The 24051-nt window shown below is 43.9% G+C and carries 21 protein-coding genes and 1 other RNA gene; 9 read left to right on the top strand and 13 right to left on the bottom strand.

Annotated elements, in window-relative coordinates; all coding sequences use genetic code 11:
• Window positions 1-2: 2 nt before the first annotated feature.
• Window positions 3-1163: a LytR C-terminal domain-containing protein gene (locus BM283_RS02705; protein ID WP_175492002.1), complete on the top strand. Its 1161-nt coding sequence runs from the start codon at window positions 3-5 to the stop codon at window positions 1161-1163.
• Between the two features lie 146 nt (window positions 1164-1309).
• Here BM283_RS02705 and corA read toward each other — a convergent pair whose 3' ends face one another.
• Window positions 1310-2383, bottom strand: coding sequence for a magnesium/cobalt transporter CorA (gene corA / locus BM283_RS02710; protein WP_090689063.1), 1074 nt, complete (start codon window positions 2381-2383; stop codon window positions 1310-1312).
• A gap of 227 nt (window positions 2384-2610) precedes the next feature.
• Window positions 2611-2769, bottom strand: a complete 159-nt coding sequence (locus BM283_RS18585; RefSeq protein ID WP_175492003.1) for a hypothetical protein — start codon at window positions 2767-2769, stop codon at window positions 2611-2613.
• 571 nt (window positions 2770-3340) lie between these two features.
• Between BM283_RS18585 and BM283_RS02720 the strand changes: the two genes are divergently transcribed.
• Together BM283_RS02720 and BM283_RS02725 are read left to right on the top strand one after the other, a co-directional pair.
• On the top strand, window positions 3341-3655 hold the full coding sequence (locus BM283_RS02720; protein ID WP_090689083.1) for a BON domain-containing protein: 315 nt from the start codon (window positions 3341-3343) through the stop codon (window positions 3653-3655).
• 506 nt (window positions 3656-4161) lie between these two features.
• A complete protein-coding gene (locus BM283_RS02725; RefSeq protein ID WP_090689092.1) occupies window positions 4162-4851 on the top strand; it encodes a VIT1/CCC1 transporter family protein in 690 nt (229 codons plus the stop codon).
• A 10-nt stretch (window positions 4852-4861) separates the two neighbouring features.
• On the opposite strand, the gene BM283_RS02730 is transcribed toward BM283_RS02725, so the two are convergent.
• On the bottom strand, window positions 4862-6301 hold the full coding sequence (locus tag BM283_RS02730) for a dihydrolipoyl dehydrogenase (protein ID WP_090689096.1): 1440 nt from the start codon (window positions 6299-6301) through the stop codon (window positions 4862-4864).
• 405 nt (window positions 6302-6706) lie between these two features.
• On the opposite strand from BM283_RS02730, the gene BM283_RS02735 reads away from it, so the two are divergent.
• Both BM283_RS02735 and ssrS read left to right on the top strand, forming a co-directional pair.
• Complete coding sequence (locus BM283_RS02735) at window positions 6707-7015, top strand: cell division protein ZapA (RefSeq protein ID WP_090689397.1); 309 nt, start codon at window positions 6707-6709, stop codon at window positions 7013-7015.
• Window positions 7016-7064: 49 nt separating this feature from the next.
• Window positions 7065-7242: non-coding RNA, 6S RNA (ssrS, locus tag BM283_RS02740), on the top strand.
• 571 nt (window positions 7243-7813) lie between these two features.
• Here ssrS and BM283_RS02745 read toward each other — a convergent pair.
• Window positions 7814-8008 carry a hypothetical protein gene (locus tag BM283_RS02745; RefSeq protein ID WP_090689100.1) on the bottom strand — a complete coding sequence of 65 codons (195 nt, stop codon included), beginning with the start codon at window positions 8006-8008 and terminating at the stop codon, window positions 7814-7816.
• A 376-nt stretch (window positions 8009-8384) separates the two neighbouring features.
• Here BM283_RS02745 and BM283_RS02750 point away from each other — a divergent pair, with 376 nt between their 5' ends.
• Complete coding sequence (locus BM283_RS02750) at window positions 8385-10361, top strand: aminotransferase class I/II-fold pyridoxal phosphate-dependent enzyme (RefSeq protein WP_090689109.1); 1977 nt, start codon at window positions 8385-8387, stop codon at window positions 10359-10361.
• A gap of 121 nt (window positions 10362-10482) precedes the next feature.
• Here BM283_RS02750 and phoR read toward each other — a convergent pair whose 3' ends face one another.
• Window positions 10483-11871 (bottom strand): phosphate regulon sensor histidine kinase PhoR, encoded by a 1389-nt coding sequence (gene phoR / locus BM283_RS02755; protein WP_090689119.1) that lies wholly within the window; start codon window positions 11869-11871, stop codon window positions 10483-10485.
• Window positions 11872-12157: 286 nt separating this feature from the next.
• The gene (phoB, locus tag BM283_RS02760) at window positions 12158-12883 is read right to left on the bottom strand and encodes a phosphate regulon transcriptional regulator PhoB (protein WP_090689128.1); all 726 of its coding nucleotides are present in this window, start codon (window positions 12881-12883) and stop codon (window positions 12158-12160) included.
• 126 nt (window positions 12884-13009) lie between these two features.
• On the opposite strand from phoB, the gene BM283_RS02765 reads away from it, so the two are divergent.
• Window positions 13010-13390, top strand: coding sequence for a gamma-butyrobetaine hydroxylase family protein (locus BM283_RS02765; RefSeq protein WP_090689135.1), 381 nt, complete (start codon window positions 13010-13012; stop codon window positions 13388-13390).
• Window positions 13391-13455: 65 nt separating this feature from the next.
• Window positions 13456-14190, top strand: a complete 735-nt coding sequence (gene ubiE / locus BM283_RS02770; RefSeq protein ID WP_090689141.1) for a bifunctional demethylmenaquinone methyltransferase/2-methoxy-6-polyprenyl-1,4-benzoquinol methylase UbiE — start codon at window positions 13456-13458, stop codon at window positions 14188-14190.
• Between the two features lie 226 nt (window positions 14191-14416).
• Here the strand turns inward: ubiE and BM283_RS02775 are convergent, their stop codons facing one another.
• The 7 genes from BM283_RS02775 to BM283_RS02805 all read right to left on the bottom strand — a co-directional run bounded on the left by BM283_RS02775 (window position 14417) and on the right by BM283_RS02805 (window position 22206).
• On the bottom strand, window positions 14417-15319 hold the full coding sequence (locus tag BM283_RS02775) for an FAD:protein FMN transferase (RefSeq protein WP_090689145.1): 903 nt from the start codon (window positions 15317-15319) through the stop codon (window positions 14417-14419).
• A gap of 346 nt (window positions 15320-15665) precedes the next feature.
• Window positions 15666-18425: a DUF3570 domain-containing protein gene (locus BM283_RS02780; protein ID WP_090689148.1), complete on the bottom strand. Its 2760-nt coding sequence runs from the start codon at window positions 18423-18425 to the stop codon at window positions 15666-15668.
• Between the two features lie 8 nt (window positions 18426-18433).
• On the bottom strand, window positions 18434-18661 hold the full coding sequence (locus BM283_RS02785) for a DUF4266 domain-containing protein (protein WP_090689151.1): 228 nt from the start codon (window positions 18659-18661) through the stop codon (window positions 18434-18436).
• 53 nt (window positions 18662-18714) lie between these two features.
• A complete protein-coding gene (locus tag BM283_RS02790) occupies window positions 18715-19266 on the bottom strand; it encodes a TlpA family protein disulfide reductase (protein ID WP_254776115.1) in 552 nt (183 codons plus the stop codon).
• Between the two features lie 14 nt (window positions 19267-19280).
• A complete protein-coding gene (locus BM283_RS02795; protein WP_090689154.1) occupies window positions 19281-19745 on the bottom strand; it encodes a hypothetical protein in 465 nt (154 codons plus the stop codon).
• Window positions 19746-19948: 203 nt separating this feature from the next.
• Window positions 19949-20710: a hypothetical protein gene (locus BM283_RS02800; RefSeq protein ID WP_090689157.1), complete on the bottom strand. Its 762-nt coding sequence runs from the start codon at window positions 20708-20710 to the stop codon at window positions 19949-19951.
• An 893-nt stretch (window positions 20711-21603) separates the two neighbouring features.
• Window positions 21604-22206 (bottom strand): calcium-binding protein, encoded by a 603-nt coding sequence (locus BM283_RS02805; RefSeq protein ID WP_090689159.1) that lies wholly within the window; start codon window positions 22204-22206, stop codon window positions 21604-21606.
• Between the two features lie 147 nt (window positions 22207-22353).
• Here BM283_RS02805 and BM283_RS02810 point away from each other — a divergent pair, with 147 nt between their 5' ends.
• Complete coding sequence (locus BM283_RS02810; protein WP_090689162.1) at window positions 22354-23913, top strand: adenylyltransferase/cytidyltransferase family protein; 1560 nt, start codon at window positions 22354-22356, stop codon at window positions 23911-23913.
• Window positions 23914-24051 lie beyond the last annotated feature (138 nt).

Raw genomic sequence — 24051 nt, forward strand, 5'->3', positions numbered from 1 at the left:
GCATGAACAAACAAAGACTTGTATGGGCATTCAGCTGTCTGTCTATTTTGACTGGTTGCGCATCCTTCTATTCAAACAAAGAGTACTCAGCACTGCAAATCAAGCCCGTGATGAATGTGCGGCATGCAGATACGAGTGCAGAGAATCTCTATCAAATGGCACGGTATCATCATAGAAAAACCAGCTATGCAACGGCGATTGAATTTTATAAGAAAGTACTGGCTGTTACTCCTGATTACGTGGAAGCTCACAATGGCTTAGGGGTTATCTACTCCACACAAGGGGAGTATCAATCAGCCTTGGAGCACTTCCATAAAGCAATCAGTATTGCACCTTCGGCGACCTATCTCTATAACAATCTTGGCTATGCTCATCTTATCCAAGGGCGAAATAGCGAAGCAGTGGCGGCATTCCAGGAAGCGCTTAATTTTGATCCAGATAATCATAAAGCACGTCAGAATCTGGCTATGGCACAGAAACGTATGGGAATGGTAGAGGGAATGGCAGTGTTTTCACCTGTAATAAAAAAACCTGAAGAAATTAGCGCGAGTGTCCCGCAAAATCTACCCGCAAAACAAAATTCCAGGCAGCGGCAGCTCGTGCAAGTTGCCCCCAACGTTTATGAATTCAAAGTCGAACAGGAGAAACTCCAGCCAACACCAATGGCAGCACCCGTTTCAAAGGCTGCACCCAGGCCAGCTTCAACACCCGTTACCTCCTCACCTTCAACCTCACCTATTTATCTGACGCCTCTCACTCATGATCAAGCAGAAAAATCCGTTCCAGAGAATTCAAATTCAGTTGCTGTTAAGCAAAATAAACGGATCGAAATCTCAAACGGTAATGGCATAACAGGCATGGCGAAAGGTATGGCGACCTTTTTGAAATCATATGGGTTTGACAACGCGCGCATTACCAATCACCCCACATTTCAGCAGTCCCAAACCGAGATACATTACCGCACGGATGCGCATACGCATGCTGAGCGAATCAGCCAACTCATGCCGGGCCAAGTTAAAATGGTTGAAAACAACGAGCTACGTCAAGATACCCAACTAAAAATAGTGCTAGGTAAAGATATTGCGAATGAGATGGCTTATTTTATCAAGCAAGGGAATATCCGGTTTACACAGAATATGCTGGCATCTGCACCAGAGGATTAACAGGTAATTTAAGCGCATATCCTTATTCCATTTCTAAATCAAAACTGACTTTGTCGGCTTCACCTTGCCGTATTATTGATACTGTCTGCGGCTCGCCTTCGCGTCATTTTTGATTTGGAAATGGAATGAGTACTAGCCATGAAAAACTATATCCAGCGCTTCTTCTTAAAGTAGACAAGCATGACCGCCGCCAGCCCGATCATAATCATCCATATCAGCAGGTAGCCATATTCCCATTCAAGCTCTGGCATATATTTAAAATTCATACCATAAACACCGGCGAGAAACGTTAATGGCATAAAAATGGTAGCAATGATCGTCAGCACTTTCATGATCTCGTTCGTCCGGTAGCTCACATTCGAGATATACAAATCGAGCAAGCTCGTGAGCATATCCCGGTAAATCTCGACGCTGTCAATGGCCTGCACGACATGATCATAGACATCAAGCAAATAGGGAACCGTGACTTCATGAATCAATGGCGACTCGCGCCGTGCCAGCGATGAAATCACTTCGCGCAACGGCCACACCACTTTATGTAAAAACAGAAGTTCCCGCTTCAACTGGTAAAGCTGCTCTATAACCATTTTATCAGGCCGGATCATCAACGACTCTTCCAGCAGATCAATCTTATCGCCAAGTTTTTCGAGAACGATGAAATAGTTATCTACCAATGTGTCCAGCAGCGAGTAAGCAAGATAGTCGGTATCCATCTTCCTTAATTTGCCTTTGCCATGACGCAGATGGTCACGAATTAATTGGAAATCATCCCTTTTACTCTCCTCCTGAAAAGACAGCAGGAATTTCTGCCCAAGAATAATGCTGATCTGCTCCGGATGGATTTTGTTCTCCTGCTCGTCAAAGGTAAGCATCTTGGCAACGATAAAGAGGTAATCACCAAAATCATCACATTTTGGCCGCTGCACGATGTTCATCACATCTTCAGTCACAAGCCGGTGAATACCAAAATCTTCACTCAATTTCTCAAGTATAACGGGGTCATGTACGCCATCGACATTGATCCATGTGATGGTGGGCTTAAGTTTATAAGGCAAACACTCATCTACTTGTTTGAGTGCATGCTCCTCAAAGTTCTGTGCATCATAGTCAGTAAGCGTGATATGGATACTGTTGTTCTTCCGTTCTCCTGTATATAGCAAGGTCTCAGCGGGTAAACCCACCTTTTTTGCTCTGCGTCTAGTTGCCTTTGATTTATGCATGAAAATATTTTTCAGAAGAATCAATCATCCATTGACGATTGCATCTTATAAGGAACGATACTGGCCTTACTGGCGAATAAGCTTCGCTATCTACCAATACTCATCTTGCCGCATGAAGAACAAACAGTACTCTCACCCTGATGACAGGTGAAAAAATCAGGAATGTGCGATAAAGGGCGAATAACTTCTTACTTATCTCCCCATTTCTAATAAAGGCGCCTCTAAAATTAATCTAATCCCAGAGAATCAAGCGTGATTTCAATTTCCTCATCATCCTCATTGAGGAATTCATTTTCATCAATTATCTTCGCCACTCGGCTAACGGGCATGATGTCATCGACTACATCCTCAACATCAATATTATCAAAAGAAAGTTCTTTGTCCATTGCAACAAACCTCCTTACAACAAATGAAGATGGTAAATCAGCTTTGCTTAGACGACTTATAGCATAAAGAATAAAAATAATGAGCGAATTACATTTTCACAATTTGAAGGTTTATAAAAAGAAAGTCAATACTTAATTGCTTTTTTTATAAAATTATTAAAATTGCAATTGGACAACGGCACGTAGAACGGTACAGCAGTACATTAAGCCCGGCCAGTGCTTCTTAGCCTAACGTGAGTTCGATATAACGGTCATGCCACTGCAACTGGAAGGGCTTAAGGGAGACTGATATTAAGCAAGCGTTTCTTCTCATGAATAACGATGACATTCTTTTCAAAAAGGAATTTATCATGATTAATTCAGATTCCGTTTGCTGTTTTCTTTTTTATCCCGAGCCTGCAATATTTAAAAAATGGTGGGATGCGTTAAGCTCAACAATGCTTCGGCATGAACTTATAATATTGTCGATACCTCTAAAAAATGTCGATGAGCATGTGTAAACGTGTTCTTTTAATCTAAACACATCAATGGATGTGTTTTAGTTCCACCAAACCTTTAGGAGGGCTTTACCATGAAACAACTAAATCACCGTTTTTTTAATTTCTTGTTAATTGCTCTGATGGTTTTTCTCCTGGGCGGCACATCAACGTCAATGGCAGAGACAGCTGGAGAATATATTGATGATTCAGTTATTACTGCGAAAGTCAAAAAGGATATTTTCGATGAGCCTACGCTGAAATCTTCTGAAATTAAGGTAGAAACTTCAAAAGGTGTCGTGCAACTGAGTGGCTTTGTCAGTACCCGCGCCGAAATTGATCGAGCGGGCGAAGTTGCGCGTATGGTTGAGGGCGTGAAGTCTGTCAAAAATGATTTACAGGTTAAGTGACAGTAGATTCGAGCATTAATCTTGAGTAGTGCTAAAGATTATGTAGATGGTCTCAAAATCTGCTAAAGCCTGTTTAAATCTAGCGAATAGGCTATTTGTATTAATATTGGTCATTAATACATGTTCTAAGCTATCACAACCCGGCGAATTTTTCTGCAATTCCTCGCCGGGTTACTCTCTGCCAAGCACTACCTATTATTAATTTTTATTTGAATTTCTTTAAAAAGAATTCTCACCTAAACCAAACATGACGCGAGGGCAAGCTATAGACAGTATCAATAATACGGCAAGCAGAGCCGACAAAGTCATGTTTGATTTAGCTGGCAGGGTGCAATAAGTGTAACGCATTGCACCAGATGCTAAAGTAGCACATACGGCGCAATGCCCGATGGTTATTGCGCCTTACGCGGGTTGATTTGGAAATGGAATTAGATTCCTTTTACTACTTTTAGTGTTTCTATTATCCCGAACTCACGCTAACCTAATAAAGAATTTCATTAACATTCATGGCTCATCAAGAAGATCATCGCTCTCACCGTACTGGGTGGTTACGTGCTGCCGTTCTAGGGGCTAATGATGGAATTGTTTCTACAGCCAGCCTTATTATCGGCGTAGCGGCTGCCCATACAAGCCGGGAAGATATTCTTTTGGCAGGCATAGCAGGTCTAGTCGCCGGAGCGATGTCAATGGCGGCCGGGGAATATGTCTCTGTCAGCTCGCAGGCCGATACAGAAGAAGCCGATATTGCGCTTGAACAACGTCATCTTCAGGAAGATCATGAATTTGAATTCCAGGAATTAGTAGAGATCTATATCAAAAGAGGAATTCAACCTGAACTCGCAAAACAAGTAGCTATGCAATTAATGGCTCATGATGCATTAGATGCTCATCTCAGAGATGAATTGGGCATTAATGAACGCATTACCGCAAAACCCATTCAAGCAGCTTTTACCTCCGCAACGATGTTTACCCTAGGGGCTGCCATGCCGCTTATCGCAACTTTTGTGGCACCCACAGCCCAAATTATTCCTATTGTCGCTAGCTTTTCCCTTTTTGCTTTGGCTATGTTGGGTACCTTGGCTGCTTATTTGGGAGGAGCAAATATCTGGAAAGGCGCCATCCGGGTAACTTTCTGGGGAATACTCGCCATGGGGCTTACTGCTACCGCAGGAAAACTGTTCGGTATCGCTGCCTGACCATTATCAATTAATCGAGTGCGGCCGCATTGAAAGCATCACAGGAAGCAAGATCAGATTCGCTGACTGCTGGCAATTTGGCAGCCACTTTACGTAATGCTGTACGCAATCCCTCTTCCAGAACCGGATGATAAAAAGGCATACCTAACAGGCCCCCCACCGTTAGCGATTGATCAATTGCCAGCGCCAGTAAATGAGCCATATGCTCGCCTGCTGGGGCACACATCTCGGCACCGAGTAGTTCGCCACTTGCTGATTTTGCATAAACGCGTAACATTCCTTTATTAGATTGTGCAGCCCTGGCACGTCCTTGATGATCAAAACGCACTTCACCGATTACGGTTTCATTATGATTCAGCGACCGAAAAGGGTTGCCAACAACGGCAATACCTGGATCAGAAAACACGATGCCAAGCGGAGTACGACGTGTAAAACATATCATTTCTTCTCGTACTGCGTTTAACCCTGCGATATGCCCTTCGTCTGCAGCTTCATGCAGCAATGGCTTATAATCACTCGCATCGCCAGCCAGGAATACCGGCAGATCAGCTATCTGCATCGTAGTCGGATTAACCGGGGGTAATCCTTGTTCATTGAGCGGAACGCCTAGCGTTTCGAGCCCAAGATGATCAATATTGGGGCGACGGCCAAGTGCTGCCAGTACCCCATCAACCGCGATGTCTACTTCACTCGTTCGAATGCGCACGCAATTTTCTCCTGGCTCCCAAACCACTTTGGCTCTTTCACCCAAATAGAGCGGGAATTCCTGTGACAGTAAATCTAACGCCACCTCATTAACGTGTGGATCAGTTAAACCGCCAATCTGCTTATTGCTGCCGAATGCAGTGACCTTGACCCCTAAGCGGGACAGTGCTTGTGCCATCTCCACCCCAATAGGCCCCATTCCAATGACCGCTAACCTGGCTGGTAATGTTTCCTGCTCAAATAACGTGTCTGTCGTCAACAAACGATTTTCCGGTAAATGCCACTCTGCGGGGACAATCGGGTGTGAGCCGGTAGCGATAATAATTTTTTTGGCCGTTAACTTTTTTTCATTGATCAGCACCTGATTTGGATTAAGCAAGCGCGCACGACCTGAAATCGCCCTCGTTCCAAGCACTTCAGTTGCTTTTAAGGTACTGGCTACAAAATCGTCACGAAGCTCACGAACACGCTGCATAACACGCGCCATATCGACCATCAGCTGGTCTGCCCCCCGTATACCAAACGTCTCAAAGGTAGTCCGTCGATGAAAGGCATTCGCCGCTTCAATCAACAGTTTAGAGGGCATACATCCAACCCGTGCGCATGTCGTTCCCCAGGGGCCACCATTGATAATGACAAATTGTTCGGTGCGCTTCCTTACTTCGCGCAGCGCAGACAAGCCCGCACTTCCTGCCCCAATGATAATGACATCAAGGGTTTCATTTACAACATTAGAATTCGCCACATTGCACCTATTTAGCTAAGAGCAGTTTTTCAATTGCGTTATTTTATTTCATTTCCAAATCAAAACTAACGTTGTCGGCTCTACCTTGCCGTATTCTTTATCCGGTCTATGGCTCACCTTCACATCATGTTTGATTTGAAAATGAAATAAGCTCAATTAACGATTGACTTGAACTTTATTGTATTTATCAAACCATAATAACTTCATGAAGGCAAAATTTTAAAATTATTTAACGATAAAATTAATCAACTTGTAAAATGATATAAAGTTATCTGCTCATTAAATATCAGATTTCATCATCAATCAGCTGATTCAATCACTGCATAAATAATCAGCTTCCTGAAATATACATATTGTTATCAAATTACTTACAGGATTTTTTAAAAAATCTTCCTGAAAATGGGTATGGATACTGAGACGATCATTGTTACTATTATGGGACGAGAATTCCGCATTAATTGCTCTGAAAAAGAACGCGAGGGTTTATTGCTGGCGGTTTCTTATTTGAATAAAAAAATGCTGCAAATAAAAAATGAACGCAAAATAGTGGGGAGCGAACAGATTGCGATTGTAGCAGCGCTTCATATGACTCATGAGCTGCTTACCATGCGTCCAGCCAAAAGTTTTGACATGAGTGAATTTAAGCGTAAAATTAAATTCATAGAAGATAAATTAGATGAGTTGCTGCCCAAAAAAGAAAAAGAAGACCAATAAAGAATAAGTTAATGATTTTTTTCATTAAATTTTGTTTGAGTATGACAGAATTTCCCTGCGGTGTTTGTTAAGGCTAATACTCTTTGAACCAATTGTTATCGCAGGTTGCGAACTAAACTGATGCTGTTGTGCGCTCCTCACAGAAGGAGCACCTGATGCATCAAGTTTGCGACCACCTTGAACCTCAAGGTTCAAGATGACAGCCTGACGGCATTGGCGGGGAAACCCATTTTCTTTCTATCGGCATTTTAAATAGGCCATTCACCAGGCTTGAGCTGATCATGATGTTCCTCCCCCTTCGCTCTCATTGCGTGCCGGATGGATATATTTTGACCATTTCTTCATCTCATGCTACCGCCGCCACAAAATAATCATCTGCCTAAAAACTTTCCCCCATAAAATTTCTTGCTTTCTGCATGAATGCAGATTTTCCATTAGAAAATTTTTCTTATAAAAATCAGGGTTAGACTGAAACGTGAATTAAGCGCTAACTCGTAAAAAATTCCAGTAAAACAGAACCGCAACCAGCTTTCCAAATATAGGCACCATAAGCCCTTTATAAGAACGAACTTGAATCACACATTTAATGTCTGTCTTTTCTTCAATCCAGACAAATAATGCTTCAATCGGTTGCCGAACGCGAGCAATCACTGAACCATTGCTCCTTTTGTTTTTTTAACGGGTAGTAAGACGGCCAGATTCCGGGTTTGTCTGACGTCTTCAGCGTTGGGCCGTTGCCACCGGCAATGAATCAATCAGCCAAACTTGCCCTGGCTTCCTGTTCTTATTGAAGCAGCGCTAATAAAGGCGCAACACATCAGCTACTCGATTCAGGTGCTGAACATAAGCCACATCACCTGGAAGACGTGGAAACCAATCATGTAAATGACGACCCGCATACTCATATTGCACCCTGCCAGCTAAATCAAACATGATTTTGTCGGCTCTTCTTGCCATATTATCGATACTGTCTACAGCTTGTTTTCGCGTCATGTCTGGTTAGATGAGAATCCTTTTTGAATCATTTTTAACCGGCTAAGCTTTAGCGATGAACTTCTTCACCGCTAAAGCTTAAATCAGTGTAATGGCTTATTCTTTGACTATAAATTCAAAGCTTTTCCTGAGAATGCTTGCAAACATAGAGATAAACCGTTATTAATCAGTTTGGCCAGTTCATTGGTTACTTTGATTGATTGAAGTTGGGTGATGTCTTCCTCAATAGTTTAATGTTATTGATCAACTGGCTTCTATTTCATCGCTTAATTCGCATTAGGCTTTTGTTAACCAGGATAATAATTTCTAATTGAATGGTTACCGGTGAACGTTCTAAGCTATCACCTCCAGCTCTCATTTTGATGACGCCTATCTCATGAAAAAACCAATCAGCCGTATTCTGCTTATCAATGATGAAAAACTGATCCTCAAAGCATTCATCAAGGGATTAAACGACGCAGCCAAGTCAATGGAAAATTCATTGGGGATCACTTTTATTGGCGTCACCACTGCACGCGAGGCATTGCAGGCACTTGAAGAAGATGGCGACATTCAGGCAGTGGTGGTCGACGATAAACTCTATACCCTCCAAAGTGAACGGAAAGGTACACGTAATCTGCAAATGACGGCATTGGAGCTTGTCCAGAAAATTTCCCGTTTTCGTCCTGAATTAAATATTTATATACTGATCGCACAAGAACAGCAGGATGACGTCGTCGATGCCCTCTTTTCAGAAACGGTAGATGGTTATTTCTACCGAGAAGAACGTGACTATCGCGGTATGTATCGCATCCTTAATGCTCAGTTGCAAGAAAAGGCGCGCACTCCTTTCTATGATCAACTCAAGAGTTATGTGCTGATGGCAAAGGATGCCTGGCATACACCGGGGCACTCTTCTGGTGATTCCCTGCGCGATAGCCCTTGGGTAAGCGATTTTTATGAATTTATCGGTGAGCATGTTTTCCGGGCTGATCTGTCGGTATCCGTGCCCATGCTTGATTCATTAATGGAACCTACTGGAGTCATTGCGGAAGCGCAAAAAATCGCCGCGAAAGCATTTGGCGCACGCCGTACCTTTTTCGCTACTAATGGCACGTCTACTGCCAACAAGGTCATTTTCCAGACCTTACTCGCCCCGGGTGAGAAATTACTATTGGATCGGAATTGTCACAAATCGGTACATCATGGCGTGGTGCTATCAGGCGCTCATCCGGTTTATCTTGACTCATCGGTCAATAAGAAATTCAGTATTTATGGGCCGGTACCTAAACACACCCTATTTAATGCCCTTGAACAACATGCTGATGCAGAAGCATTGATATTAACCAGCTGCACCTATGATGGCCTACGCTATGATCTTTCCCCGATCATTGAAGCCGCACATGCGAAGGGGATCAAAGTGATTATTGATGAAGCCTGGTACGGCTTTGCCCGCTTTCATCCCGCTTTTCGTCCTACTGCTTTAGAAGCAGGCGCTGACTATGCCACCCAAAGCACGCACAAAGTACTGTCCGCTTTTTCCCAATCCAGCATGATTCATGTGAATGATCCCGATTTCAACGAGCATCTTTTCCGTGAAAATTTCAACATGCATACCTCCACCAGTCCCCAATACAGCATGATTGCAAGCCTTGATGTCGCCCGCAAACAGGCCACGCTGGAAGGATACAAACTGCTTTCGCGCACACTGGAGCTTGCCAGGGAACTCCGTCTACAAATCAATGCTACAGGTGTATTTCAAGTGCTGGAACTGCCCGAACTCCTGCCTGATGAAGTCAAGCATGACAATATTCAGCTTGATCCTACTAAAGTAACAGTAGACATTTCACGCTGCGGCTTTACTGTGGAAGAGCTGATCCGGGAATTATTCGAGCACTACAATATTCAAGTGGAGAAATCCACTTTTAATACGCTTACCCTGCTGCTTACCATCGGTACTACCCGCAGCAAAGTCTCGCGTCTTTATGATGCCCTGATGCGCATTGCACGCGAAGGCCGGGCTCCTCGCCGTCTTTACCAGACATCCGAAGTCCCTCATTTTACTGAGTTAAGATATCTGCCGCGTGATGCATTTTACTGCGAGGGTGAATTAATACCTTTATTGGACGAAGAAGATAAAGTCAATAAGTACTTGGAAGGAAGAGTATCTGCCGATCAGATCACACCTTATCCGCCCGGTATCCCTGTGCTGGTACCAGGACAAACGATTACCAACAGCATCGTACATTATCTGGTCAGTATATTGCGCTCACAAAAACGTGTGGAAGTACATGGTATTGTCTTTGACGGCTACTTGCCTTGTTTAAGGCTGCTTACCGCTACTGAGGAAGGAAGTTTGAGAAAGCTGTCTTAGCCCTGTTTTTATTCCATTTCTAAAGCAAAATTGACTTTGTCGGCTTCACCTTGCCATATGATTGATCCTGTCTGCGGCTCGCCTTCGCGTTATGTTTGATTTGAAAATGGGATAAGAAAGACTAAATTAGCGGTGGAATGGTTTTATTGGAAGGCATAGCATAGGTATCATGGATAGTAAGGTGGCTTACCTTGTTTTTTATCAACCGTTTTGCCGGGAACCAGACTTTGAAAATACTTCCTTTTTCTATTTCACTGATAATTTCCATGCGAGCCTGATGGCGATTTAACACATGTTTGACGATAGCAAGCCCTAATCCTGTTCCCCCGGTTTCACGGGAGCGACTGCGATCAACTCGATAAAACCGCTCTGCCAGGCGAGGAATATGCTCAGGCCCGATACCGATCCCACTATCCTGCACATAAAATAAGCCCTGGCCCTGCTCTTCTGTCCAGCTCAATGAAATATTGCCGCCATCGGGTGTATAGCGAACGGCATTAATGATCAGATTACTGAAGGCGCTCCGTAACTCGTCCACACTTCCCAGCAAGTGAGCATCACTCACCAGGTTCAAATGAATGTGATGGCGTCCTGCACTGAGCGATTGCGCTTCTTGATACAAGCTTTGCAGCAATTCAGCAATGTTAATCTCTTCCTCATGCAAAATATTCTGCGCATTCTCGAGTTTCGATAAGGTCAGTAAGTCCTCGACCAGATGCTGCATGCGTTTAGCCTGATCATTCATTAAAATCAAGGCGCGCTTTTCCATTTCGCTGTCTTTAATCTCTTCATCTAACAATGTTTCTAGAAACCCACCTATAACCGTCAAGGGGGTGCGCAACTCATGTGAAACATTCGCGATGAAATCACGACGCATGATTTCCATTTTCTCAAAACGTGTAATATCTCGACTGATCAGCAGCTTTTCCCTATCGCCATAAGGCACCAGCTGAAGTAAAAGCACCAGCTCCTCATATCGTGATTGCTTGATAATCAGGGGCTTGCTGTAATCGCCGGCAGTTAAGTACGCTACAAACTGCACCTGCCGTACCAGATGGGTCACATGCTGTCCAATATCCAGCTTCAGATCCAATCCCAAATGCTGCTCAGCAGAAGGGTTACACCATTCAATTCGATCCGCTTCATCCAGGATAACGATCCCTTCCGGCATTGCTGAAGTAGCGCGCTGCAAGCGCTCCAGCGCTTTGCTCAGACTTTGCCGGCTTCGGTAATAACGTCGGATAAAGCGCGCCAGTCGAATGAACACATCCCCCCACACACCAAAGCTTTTAGGGACATTCGGCATGGTGGAGGGATCAAGAGCGCTATGATTAAAACGTTGAAACCATAGATCAAGCGAAGCCAAGTAATAGGTATGATATATCGTTAATCCTAACAATACCAGGCTGAATAAAGTCAATGCTGCCACAGCATCTACCACAACCCATATTATAGCTGTAACCACTATCAGCAAAATAATAGCAGCAAAGCGTCGCCAGAAATCAAACACTTCAATAGTCCGCAGGTAAGAAATTCTTTTGGATATTCCAGAAATGATTCCATTTTTAAATCAAAACTGACTTTGTCGGCTTCACCTTGCCCTATTATGGGTACTGTCTGCGGCTCGCCTTGGCGTCATGTTTAATCTGGAATGGAATTAACCTCTTCCCATTTAACTGCCTTTGGAAAAATTAATTTGCCACGTATTATGCGCGAAAAAGCAAACAGGTACAGAAAAAAATACTGATAATTAAAGATAGCAAAGAGGAATGCTCAAAATCAATGCAACCCAACTTTTATTCAGCGCCAGCTTCACAGCGGGTGGAAAAACGGTAACCTGCTCCCCTCACAGTCTGCACCAATTCATCTTTGCCTGCGTCTTCAAGCGCTTTACGCAGCCTTCGTATATGAACATCTACTGTACGATCTTCCACAAAAACATGGTCTCCCCAGATACGATCAAGTAACTGCTCCCGTGTATGCACGCGTTCAGTATGCGTCATCAGAAAGTGCAATAGACGAAATTCAGTCGGTCCCAAGACAATTTCTGCTGACTTTGCACCCTTTTCGAGATCATTAGCAGTTACTCGATGTGAGGCTGGATCTAATTTTAACCCGCCTACTTCAACCACTTCATCTGACACTTCTGGTAAGCGCCGGCGTAGCACGGCCTTGATGCGCGCCACAAGTTCACGCGGCGAAAAAGGTTTAATAATATAATCATCTGCACCGATTTCCAGTCCGGTTATCTTGTCACTTTCCTCCACTCTGGCCGTTAACATGATAATAGGAATTATCTTGGTGCGCGCTTCTCGCCGCAGCATGCGAGCAAACTCGATGCCGCTCATATTGGGTAGCATCCAATCCAGCAGCACCAGATCCGGCAACGCATCGTTAACTATTTCCTTTGCCTCTTCTGCACTTTTGGCGCACAAAACGCCATACCCTGCAGTGCGCAAATGGTATGAAATCAGCTCCTGGATTGCAGGCTCATCTTCCACGATCAGTATGGTTGCAGCCATTATACTCATGACTCCATTCAAAAAAATTATTTAGAAATTTCTGAGATAATATAGTGGCAATATTGCATTTTTGTGACAAGCATTCTAGCTGCTATTTATTAATAATTTCAATTTTAAAAAACGTCTATGGCAGGCCTTAGTAAACATACCCCAATTCCCACTGAAATAAAACTTCATCAGAAATCCAGAGTACTGGAAATTTCCTTCAGCGATGGTAAAACTTTTCGGTTGCCTTGTGAGTTTCTTCGCGTCTATTCTCCGTCAGCGGAAGTACGAGGTCACGAGCCCGGGCAAGAAATTCTGCAGACTGGCAAACAGGATGTGTCCATCACGCATATCGAGCCAGTGGGCAATTATGCCATCCAGTTAAATTTTTCTGATGGCCACAATACGGGACTTTATTCATGGGATTTACTTTATAATTACGGATTGAATCAAGATACAATGTGGCAACATTACCTGCAACGGCTAAATGATGCTGGTATCAACCGTGAAAATAATACATGAGGGATATATCAAACTCATCATTATATGTTGCACTCATTTTCTTAATACTCAATTAATCATTCGAAATGACAAAAACCACCCATTTTGGCTTCAAAACTATTTCAGAAGCTGAGAAAGCACACAAAGTTGCAGATGTTTTTGACTCGGTAGCTGCACGCTACAATCTGATGAATGATGTCATGTCGCTCGGTTTGCACCGGCTCTGGAAACGATTTGCTGTCGAAACCAGTGGCGCAAAAACGGGCGATCGGATTCTTGATATCGCAGGCGGCACGGCAGATTTGACGGCGTTGTTTGTTGAGCAAGTAGGTGAAACGGGCCAGGTTTGGTTAACTGATATTAACAATGCCATGTTGACCATCGGGCGGGATCGCATGCTGAATGAAGGAATAGCGGTCCCAGTAGCCCAATGTGATGCTGAGAAACTACCTTTCCCAGATAATTTCTTTGATCATGTCAATGTCGCCTTTGGCCTGAGAAACATGACTCACAAAGACATTGCACTCAAGGAAATGTTGCGTGTGCTTAGTCCAGGCGGATCACTTACCGTGCTGGAATTCTCAAAGGTATGGAAACCACTCCAACCTTTTTATGATACTTACTCTTTCAAGGTGCTCCCTCTCATGGGTAAATTAATTGCTCGGGATGAAGGAAGTTATCGTTATCTTGCCGAATCGATTCGGATGCATCCATCGCAGGATGAGTTGAAACAACTCATGCAGCAAGCTGGATTTGAACGGGTAGAATATTTTAATCTGGCTGCTGGCGTGGTAGCGCTGCACCGTGGTTATAAATTTTAGGATATTTTTAAAGGCGTCCTGAAGTATTTGTGCAAAGGAATCGTTGCGTATGATTCCCTTATGCTTTATCTATTAAAATCCCTTTCTGGATTCTCATCCCATTTTCATCCCATTTCCAGATCAAACATGACGCCAGACGAGCCGCAAACGGGGCCAATCATACAGCAAGGAGCAGCCGGCAAACTCAGATTTGGTTGAGAAATAGTATAATCTCTTTGATTTATCATCATTCTTCTTCCGTGAGTGAGCCTCCCACTTGCCCATCCACATCTATCCACAAATGGGGTAAACCCAGGTCAGCAAGCCAGTCTTTGCCCTGCTGCTCTTTTAGCATCCCGATCGTTGAAGCGCTGCCCGCTATAACACAAAAATCACTCACTACACTCACTGCAGCCATTCGGCTTACAGGCCAGCCTGTCTTTGGGTTGAGCACATGGCCATAACGGATACCATTTATGGTCATACAGCGCTCATAGTCCCCACTGCTGGCAACTGCACCCGAATAAAGTTCCAGTGTTTGTAATAAGGCATCAGGACGACGCGGGTGTCGTATCCCGACTCGCCAGGGACTACCGTCCGCATGCGGACCAATAATCTTGATATCCCCTCCCAAATTGACCATGCCATGCTGAATACCCCTATCCCAACATATCGTAGCAACACGATCTACTGCATATTCTTTAACGACACCACCCAGGTCAATCTCCATACCGGCAATCGGGAATTCAAGCACAGGCGAGGCCCACTTTAATTTATGCCAGCCAATTTTATCCAGCAAGGCTTGAGTAACCGCTTCATCCGGTAACTGATTTGACTTAAAATCCCAGGCACGGCGCAAAATACCCGAGGTAATATCAAAAAGCTCATCACTCTCCCGATAACAGGTGTCTGCATAATCCAACAAACCGGCTGTTTCGTTATCAACAATAATACTTCCTCCTTTCGCTGCGATACGATTAATCTCAGACAAAAAGCTATTTTCACGGTAGCGGGAATAAATGGATTCTAATCGCTGAATATCAGAAATGGCTGCTTCCATAGCACGCCCGGCTTTAGTCTCGGTTAAGGCATAAATCTGTATTTCACAAGGCGTGCCCATTGCTTTAAAGGGAAAACGGTACAGTTTCATTAAAAAGAAATTACTGAAATAGTCATTCAGATAATTCCAGAACCGCTATTATCATTTAAATGCCTACTGAGATGAGTTATATGCATCCAGGTTTCTTTCAAATAAATTAAAATGAGTAAATAATAAACTATTTATCTTGTCATCTTTTAACGACAAATCTCTTGGAATCTTAACTAAGATTGAAAATTTCTGCAGCAGATTATCTATAAACTCACTCCGATTATTGAAGAATGTGTGGTTGATTGCGAGAAAATATTATCATTTGATTGCTGCGGCTCGCCTTCGTGCCATATTTGATCTGGAAATGGAATAATTCCAAGGAACAGATCATTCCATCCAAAACAAACTAAAAGCTATAATGCCAAGTAGCGGATAACCCACCCTTACGCTCAAGTTGAAAACCATTCACATCCTGATGCACTGGTTGTACCCACTCAAAAGCAAAGTGATTGCCAGCAAACTTGCCGTTTGGTACCGAAGCATTTACACCAATGCCTATATCCCAGTAATGTCCTCCTTGATTCGCTGGGAAATCCATTGGTCCAATACGTGCATTAAACTGGTTGAAATCTCCATGTATTCTATCGCGGTAAGTATAACCGCCTCGCACTGAAGCTCCCAGCCAATGGGTTAACTGATATCCTCCCCAGGTAGATGCCTGAAAAATATCACCCAGTCGATAACCCGATTCATTACTGCTTTCCATTCGCTTGACGCCATAAAGCTGAGATCCCCAGTACCAGCGATTATTTTCTCCGGTATAAGTTATATTAGGCATGAAATCCCAGGTGCCGCTTCCTAGTTGCATGTCAAAGTGAATGAGCCCTCCATTAGCCTGGAACATACGCCTGAGCTCCAAATCTACTTTCCCGGTCGGTGCGCTGACACCTAAACCCGCATGGACTCGGTGTCCAGGTAAATCCAGCAGTTTGTAAAGCGACATCAGAATGGTGTCGCCAACACCGCCGGTTGTATGTCCGCCGATGCCGGTATGCTCGTGGACACCCGGAGTAGGTGGCGGGCGCCCGGTAAGCGCACGCAAATTCATGTCCATATCCATGAATTGCGGCATAATCATTAGATTCAACCAGCGGGTGGGCGCATACATGATATCGAGCATGTGCATTCTCATGCTCATATCTTTCGGGGCAAAGCGACACAACGTGACATCGCCACATCCCTCATTGACAATGGCCTGGTCACTGGCATGATGTGTTCCGTGCAACATATCACCCGTCTGACGAGAGTACATAAATCGATATCCCACCATGAGTTCGCCTGGCTTATCCAGCATGTGGCCAAACATGATGCTGGCCGGAACATAATGTTGAGCATGGTGATGCTGTTCGCTATGATCATGATCAGTATGATTACGCCTGGCCTCTTTCGCCATACGGGTGCCGATGGCGTCCATATCGACCTTGATCGCAGCATTGGCAACGTAAAAGTCAAAATCAGCAAAACTGCTATGACCATTTCCACCCAATTTCAGTGCGCTGGCTCGCGTGTAATATTCAAAGGCGGCTTCTAGTTCGATTCCTTTGGTAAATTGCTTATTAACGACAACGCCACCGCTCAACGAACCAAAACCAGACAAACGGTGATCACTGGAAAAGCTTTTAGGCAGCTTGGCAGCATCAAATGAAACCAGCTGAGGTTGTAAATTAAGTTCAGTTGCATCAATGGGATTGCCATTCGCATCGAAAAAATTGCCATTGCCATTACGAAAAAATTGTTGATTGGGGTTATCTGAATTTACCCATACTTGACGTCCCGATGCATCGATGGCAGGGCTACGAAACGCCTGATTGGAAATGAGAAAAGGGTTATAAAAATCAGCTGAATCTTGTGAGTAATAGCGAATGCGAGGCGTAACAGTCCAGCCATAACCCAGTGGTTGTACCCAATCCGCTTCAAAAGTATGTGCATGGATCCCCCAATCATCGAATGAGAATTGGTAATTCAGATGAAGCGCCGCATCCAATGGGCTAATATGCTGCACGAATTTACTCCCTAGAGCCAGTTGATTGCGGATATTGGGCCGCTGCTCCAACAAGGCACGCGCATCACCAACGATGGGTATATTGGGATCGGGACTGATCGCATTGGGGTTAACAAAAATAACCGTCATGACTTTGTACGGATTTTCCATAAACCCGCTGCTATGGGTATAACCGATATTGGTATCGATCAGCGAATTCTTACCAAGCACCTGAGTCAAGCCCAAATTAGCTGTCCAATCCTGGCGATCGCCTCGTAATATATCCGAGCCACTGCGCCGTTCTATTTGATTGGCATAAGCGGTGGTAGTCAAATAAGGCACGAGATCCGGGTCGAGAATGGCAGATGTTTCACTGCTGGTATAAGCTGCTCCATATTTCAAGCTGGTTAACTTCTGATTGAAATCGAGACGGCCGCTGATATTGCCATAACTCGATTTATAATCCCTTTCTAATGAAAATCCCCCTCCCACATTAAGCGCTGCCTCATTCCATTCATAACCCAGTTTAAAATTCGCCTGATTACGTGTTTCAGGCGAGGCGGAAGACAGCACCAGCACATTACGTGAATCAACGGCTTGTCCAGCATCAGGTGTCAGTCTGAGTGGATTTAAATTATGATCGAGCAAAACTCGGGTATTGACGAAAGGAGAGGCCCCAACGGTAACCACCCCATTGGGTGAGTTTTGCAGAATCGGCCGATTGCCATTGGCCACTAAAGGCGCTGTGGTAACAGGGGTAGCGCCCGACCAGGTATCTTGAGTATAGTTAAATGAAAATTTAACTCGATCATAGAAGGTAAAATTGCCGCTTCCATGTACGACATCAACCGTAATGGGTTTCAGGTTGCTATGTATATTGTAAAGATTGCGTTTACCTTCTTCATAGCGGATATATTGAAAACTGACGTTGTCACTGCTGGGATTGGCACCGTGTGCGGAAGACAGTAACAAACCCGGCAAAACAAGCGCGGCAGACGTCAATGCCTGCAGCGCTGGTTTACTGGAAGAAGAAGCTGAATGGGCTTTTAAATCGCTAGTTTCAAGTTCCTCAGCTGAATATTGAGTTGAACCAGCTAAGCATGGATCGTTCAAACCTATTTTCATGGTATGGCTTAGAAACAGCCACAGCCGCCGCCTCCCCCCGAAGAATTAATGCTGGCAGCAGCTTCACGACTACCATAAACGTGCGCCTGAATAGCACTTTGTAATGGAGTAGGCTCCAGCGCCATTTGCGGTTTGGCAAGATTACCACGCTCCCAGGCCGCTACCTGGACACAGCCGGATAATCCCGATACGCTGAGCAAAATAGCGAAAATGACAACAAAGTGAGTGACTTTCATCAATGAAGTCAAGCTAAGAATGTCTATACCGGCACAATGAATATAAACTCGCTCTATAGTTCTTCTTGCAGCAATTGCTCAATCAAGCCACGCAGCTCTTCAGTTTCACCGGACCGGAAACCACGATGAATATGTCGGACCAAACCTCTTTTGTCAATGATATAAGTGGACGGCATGGCCATCACGTTGAAGTCTTGAGCGCAGCGTTTACTGGTATCGACCATAATAGAGAAATTAACAGGACGCTTGGCAAGAAATTTCTTGGCATCTTCAAGATTTTCATCCAGATTTATGCCGATCACTTTCAGACCTTTGTCTTTATATTCATGCATTAATTGGCTCATGAAGGGAAATGATTTAACACAAGGAGGACACCAGGAAGCCCAGAAATCAACATAAATCACTTCGCCTTTCATTGCCTCCCAATCTTCAGCAGATTTTCCATCCAAAAAAGTCAGCTGACAATGTGGCGGCGGCGTATTTCCTTCCAGGTGCGCCCTGACAGGTGCCACCATAGAAAGGAAAAACATCAGGCCAACTGAAATTAATAAACTGATTTGCTTAATCATTTTATAAACGATATTTAAAGAACGTGAACAGGCCATAAATAGAACTGCCATTATTCAAATTGATCGACTACTATGTCTGTACCAGTATGCACTTGATTGGCGGTCATGCAATGCCATTCGACTTCAAAATCCCGCGCACCTGCTATCGTTTTGTCCACCATCATAAAGTAAACACCGCTGCCACCCTGCAGGCTTACTTGTTCACTAAATTGTGCATCCCCTGGCGTAGTATCGGTAACACTGATTGCCTTGCTGCCTTTAAGCAGCTGAAGACTGACAAACATTCCTGGTATAGGAGCAGAATTATCCCTAATCTTGGCCACGATATGTGCAGCTGGTCCATTGCCATCATCAAAGCAGGTCACACGTGCCAGCGCAGTGAATGCTGCCTTGTTACCGGCAGGATCAAGCGTAGCACCACCGCCATGCGCACTGACAGTTGCAGCATAACAAGCCGTGATGATGCTACCAGCAGTCACCAATATTTTTGGTAGATTTGATAGATTCTTTGTCATACCTTCTCCTCGCTCTTTTGAGCATTCAACATAATCTTTAAATATTATATTGATAAAAATATTATGAAACTACTTCTCTGTTTGTTCTCTTAGTCTGTTAGCCAAATTTCTGTACATACCTGTTTCTACCACCGAAGATAGCAACTCTTTCTGATAATGCAAACGGGATTCACAATCCCATTTGCAAATGCCAGGTATAGCGTTTATTGAGGCCAAACTTGCTGACCGTTGAACTTGATTGGCATATCACGGTTAATCTGTGCAGCAGAAGGTTTTACCTCAATATCGACACCTGCGCCACATGATCCAGGCAGTGGGTTCTTCGTTAAATCACGCGTGATCGTTAATGAAGCAGGACCATCATCTTCAGCACTCACACGATCATAGGGCGTTCCCAAGTTATTATGTGTCCACAGGTTAACAGGACCTCCAGATTCTCCACTTCCGCTGCGTAATGCATCGATTCCAGTAATTTCACAAATATCGACAATAGAAACAAAAAATTTCACGCTATTGGCGCATGAAGTTGGCTCAATGTTGGTTGCGCTAACTCTGAAAGGGACAAATGCATTCATGTGAGCCGGCATACCTGATCCTCCACCAGACCAAAACCCGACGACATTACCTGTTGACCCTTGTTTTTCATCCACAAAATCAAATACTGCACGAGTCTGGAGAGGTTGAACATTAGGCCCCCAGTTTGATACAAAATCGGTCAATGTCCCTGCATGAGGTTGACCGCCTACGGTGATGACTGAATCCTTACCATCCGGAAAAACCACTGATGTACCAATAATCGCTTTCTCGCCACATCCATGGCCGATGGCAACATTGTTGGTCACTCTGACGCCTTCTACAGCTATTGGTACTTCCAATCGGGTATGCGCCGATACACTTTGCCCCATGCCTATCAGCGTGGACGTAGCCAAAACTAGTGTTAATATTTTAAGCTTATTTTTTTTCATATATCCCTTTACTAATTTTTTATATGTTCATGGTTTAATCAAGGGAACAGCCCGTAAGACCCATCCCAATTACCCGATTAATTGACTCATCAAAAATGAAAATCAGAGTACCAGTGGCCAACCATCTTATTGCAAAGGAAAGATGGATAGCCACAAACATTATCTGGTCTGCTCACATAAATGACAATGCGACAAATTGTCGCAGTTATTATTTCAAATGTGCCTTTGAAATCTATGGTAATTACGGAACTGCCTGAAAATGAATGCAATCTGAGCAAAGTTTATTTATATAATTACTGGAATAGATGATAGGGTTGCGACAATTTGTCGCATGGCATAGCGTTTCTTCGCTCTTGAAATTCCATTTCCAAATCAAAAATGACGTGAAGGCGAGCCGCAGGCAGCATCAGTAATATGGCAAGGTGAAGCCGACAAAGTCAGTTTTGATTTAGAAATGGATTAATTATTTTCACTGAAATAATTATTTGATCAAGTGAACATAACGCAAAGTATGGGGTGGCATACGCATAAACCAGCTTGTACTGTTTCTGATCTTAGCAATATAGTCTATGGTTTATGGTGAATTAGACCGGCCGGCACTGACTGCGCCAAGCGAAATACCCCATGCCGCGCAACAAACAATATACTCGGTTTGTGCAATTCGACTGGAGTTTATGCCGTTGCAACAGAAAATCGCACCGTACAAAACCACTTTGTGAAAGCTGGATGAGCCCCAGAGCAACATCCTTGCTGCTCTGGGTATTTCTTGTCAAACCCGATAAAAAATCAACAAGCTTGCTGCATAGACAGCAGTAATCCTCGTAGATCAAATATTCCTCAATATAAAAACATCTTCTATTCACTGAATGTACTTAGTGATTGGGGAAAATATCTCAGATTGTAAAGACAACCATATCTGCCGTAATATCGTTTAAATTGATACCGACAAGGTCAATCGATGCTTCTGACCCGAATTCCACTTTAACGCCATCCGTTCTTTGGTTAATATTTGTGATAAAGGGAATAAGTTGTTCTAGACTATTAATTCCAAGCTTCTCAGAATCAAAAAATAGGCGATCTTGGCCAATCGTAAAATCAGTTACCCGAAAATGCCCCAAGGCATAAAAACCAAACGTATCGCTGCCGCTACCTCCAGTCAATTGATCACGACCATGGCCAGCACGAAGAATATCATCACCTGCGCCACCAAAGAGCTTATCGGTTCCTAACCCACCATCCAGGTCATCATTGCCAGCATCGCCATCCAATGTATCGTTACCATCTCCACCTGTTAATGTGTCGTTTCCCGCCTCTCCTTCTATTTCGTCATGACCAGATCTGCCTTCAAGAACATTATCCAATTCATCGCCGATAATCAGCAAATCATTTTCGTTAAATCCCCCCGAACCGAAACCGATAAATTGGATGCCATCGATTATCTCAAAAATATTCCCGGAATTGCTGAGATTGGGGCGAGGTTGTGTACTTACAGCCATTATGTTATCTCCATATATATTAAAGAAATTTCCTAGCACATTATTATTTAGTCATGCAAATAATAATGAGATTAATTCTCAATATTAACAAATAATCAGTAGAATACAAGAATAATGTGAATTAAATCGTGCTAATTATTAATGACTATGACTGAAAAACTTAAGCGTGCTTTACAACGTGCGCAGGAGCTGATGGCTACCGGCAATCTAAATGAGGCAGCCAAAATTCTTGATCCGTTAAAACATGAGCATCCCTTATCACCCGAGGTGGCTAAATTATGGTGCGCCATGGCGATGCGATCTGAACGAACAAAAGAGGTTCCCGCCTATGCCGCTAGTATTTATGACCATGTACAAGGTGATTTCCCGAAAGCACGTTGGGCGCAGATTAGGGGAGCAGCAAGTTTTTTATTACTGGATTTGACAACGGCTCATGCTCACTTCACCAGCACAATTCATCATTTAACGTTACTCGCCAAATCGGGAAAAGCTCCAGCCAAAAAAAAACAAGCGGAAGAACAAGCCGGCACCGAAAATATTTTTACCTCTGGCAAGGCTGAACAGTTGTTATGGGTAACCTGCGCAGCATTGGCTTCACAAGGCATACCTGCCTTTCCTTTTGCAGGCACGTTGCTCGGTTTAGTCCGTAATGGTCATCTGCTGGAGTTTGATAAGGATCTGGACATTGCAGTATGGATGGAATCCTGGGAAGCATGCTGCCAGGCGCTGGAGAAAATGGGATGGTCCAGGGTATCCATGGGTTTCAACTACAGCAATTACCGTGATTATGTGCATTCAGAAATTGGAGTCACCCTTGATTTATGCGGCCTGGAGCACAGGAGTGATCACAAAATCGTAGGCGGCTTTTCTTTGCCGGATTACCCGGGAGAATATCAGCGGGTTTCTGTCTTTCCTGAGTTCGATTTAATCAAACGCAATACAGAGTATGGAAATGCATGGTTCCCACACCCTCCTGAGAAAATTTTAACCGCCTTCTATGGTGATTGGCGTACCCCCAATCCCTATTGGGATACGGTGGTATCTGCCTTAAACCTGGAAAAATTTACTTTGCTGGTACGATGTTATGCTTATTATCGCCTCACCCAGCGCTGGCTATCGGGTGATCTGATCAAAGCGTGGTCGTATGCTCACCAAATAGCTCTGAAAGATCCTGATGATGTAACCGTGTTACGCAGTCGCCAATGGCTAGAAAGAGCCATATCGTATTTAAGGCAGGATATTCCATCATGGCCTAGAAATCGACCTCAGAAGCGTGTGTATACACGGATGGTGGCCGATCTGTTTCATGAAGGTCACGTCAATTTCTTACGGGAAGCGCGCGCACTGGGCACCCATTTAACGGTTTGTGTTGTTCCAGATACGCGGGTTCTTGAAAATAAAGGCAAACTCCCCGTTATGCCTCAGGCTGAACGCGCTGCAGTCGTTTCTGCTTGTAAATACGTTGACGCCGTTATCACTGAGAGCCCCGTTCATACAACGCCAAAGTTTATGGAGAAACATGGTTTTGCAATTTATACATTTGCCTGCGCTTCTGAGAAGGAACGCATTGAAAAATACAAATTATGCGCGACGCTACCATCGCATATGATCAAAGAAATCGACTATACACCTGGCATTTCCACTTCCGATCTTGTGCGGCGTATTTTAGATGGTGCAGGGAGTACGAACCTGGAATCTATCGACTAAACCGATCATTTACATGGCAACAGTATTCGTTTGCATTTTGTACAAAAACAAATATAATTACGAATCATTCTCATTAGTAATATTGTTTGCTTTGTTCCTATCAGAATAAACCACTTTTAAATCAATCGACAAAAGGCG

The sequence above is a fragment of the Nitrosomonas sp. Nm34 genome (genome assembly GCF_900113925.1).
In the GTDB taxonomy this organism is placed as follows: domain Bacteria; phylum Pseudomonadota; class Gammaproteobacteria; order Burkholderiales; family Nitrosomonadaceae; genus Nitrosomonas.

Excerpts from the sequence above, each read along its gene's own strand:
- phoB (WP_090689128.1), bottom strand. The coding sequence starts at position 12,883 with ATGGCTGCAACCATACTGATCGTGGAAGATGAGCCTGCAATCCAGGAG.
- BM283_RS02785 (WP_090689151.1), bottom strand. The coding sequence starts at position 18,661 with ATGAAAGTCACTCACTTTGTTGTCATTTTCGCTATTTTGCTCAGCGTA.
- BM283_RS02750 (WP_090689109.1), top strand. The coding sequence starts at position 8,385 with ATGAAAAAACCAATCAGCCGTATTCTGCTTATCAATGATGAAAAACTG.
- corA (WP_090689063.1), bottom strand. The coding sequence starts at position 2,383 with ATGCATAAATCAAAGGCAACTAGACGCAGAGCAAAAAAGGTGGGTTTA.
- BM283_RS02810 (WP_090689162.1), top strand. The coding sequence starts at position 22,354 with ATGACTGAAAAACTTAAGCGTGCTTTACAACGTGCGCAGGAGCTGATG.
- BM283_RS02795 (WP_090689154.1), bottom strand. The coding sequence starts at position 19,745 with ATGACAAAGAATCTATCAAATCTACCAAAAATATTGGTGACTGCTGGT.
- BM283_RS02790 (WP_254776115.1), bottom strand. The coding sequence starts at position 19,266 with ATGGCCTGTTCACGTTCTTTAAATATCGTTTATAAAATGATTAAGCAA.
- BM283_RS02805 (WP_090689159.1), bottom strand. The coding sequence starts at position 22,206 with ATGGCTGTAAGTACACAACCTCGCCCCAATCTCAGCAATTCCGGGAAT.
- BM283_RS02735 (WP_090689397.1), top strand. The coding sequence starts at position 6,707 with ATGGATACTGAGACGATCATTGTTACTATTATGGGACGAGAATTCCGC.
- BM283_RS02720 (WP_090689083.1), top strand. The coding sequence starts at position 3,341 with ATGAAACAACTAAATCACCGTTTTTTTAATTTCTTGTTAATTGCTCTG.
- BM283_RS02745 (WP_090689100.1), bottom strand. The coding sequence starts at position 8,008 with ATGACGCGAAAACAAGCTGTAGACAGTATCGATAATATGGCAAGAAGA.
- BM283_RS18585 (WP_175492003.1), bottom strand. The coding sequence starts at position 2,769 with ATGGACAAAGAACTTTCTTTTGATAATATTGATGTTGAGGATGTAGTC.
- BM283_RS02765 (WP_090689135.1), top strand. The coding sequence starts at position 13,010 with ATGGCAGGCCTTAGTAAACATACCCCAATTCCCACTGAAATAAAACTT.
- BM283_RS02725 (WP_090689092.1), top strand. The coding sequence starts at position 4,162 with ATGGCTCATCAAGAAGATCATCGCTCTCACCGTACTGGGTGGTTACGT.
- BM283_RS02800 (WP_090689157.1), bottom strand. The coding sequence starts at position 20,710 with ATGAAAAAAAATAAGCTTAAAATATTAACACTAGTTTTGGCTACGTCC.
- BM283_RS02780 (WP_090689148.1), bottom strand. The coding sequence starts at position 18,425 with ATGAAAATAGGTTTGAACGATCCATGCTTAGCTGGTTCAACTCAATAT.
- ubiE (WP_090689141.1), top strand. The coding sequence starts at position 13,456 with ATGACAAAAACCACCCATTTTGGCTTCAAAACTATTTCAGAAGCTGAG.
- BM283_RS02775 (WP_090689145.1), bottom strand. The coding sequence starts at position 15,319 with ATGAAACTGTACCGTTTTCCCTTTAAAGCAATGGGCACGCCTTGTGAA.
- BM283_RS02705 (WP_175492002.1), top strand. The coding sequence starts at position 3 with ATGAACAAACAAAGACTTGTATGGGCATTCAGCTGTCTGTCTATTTTG.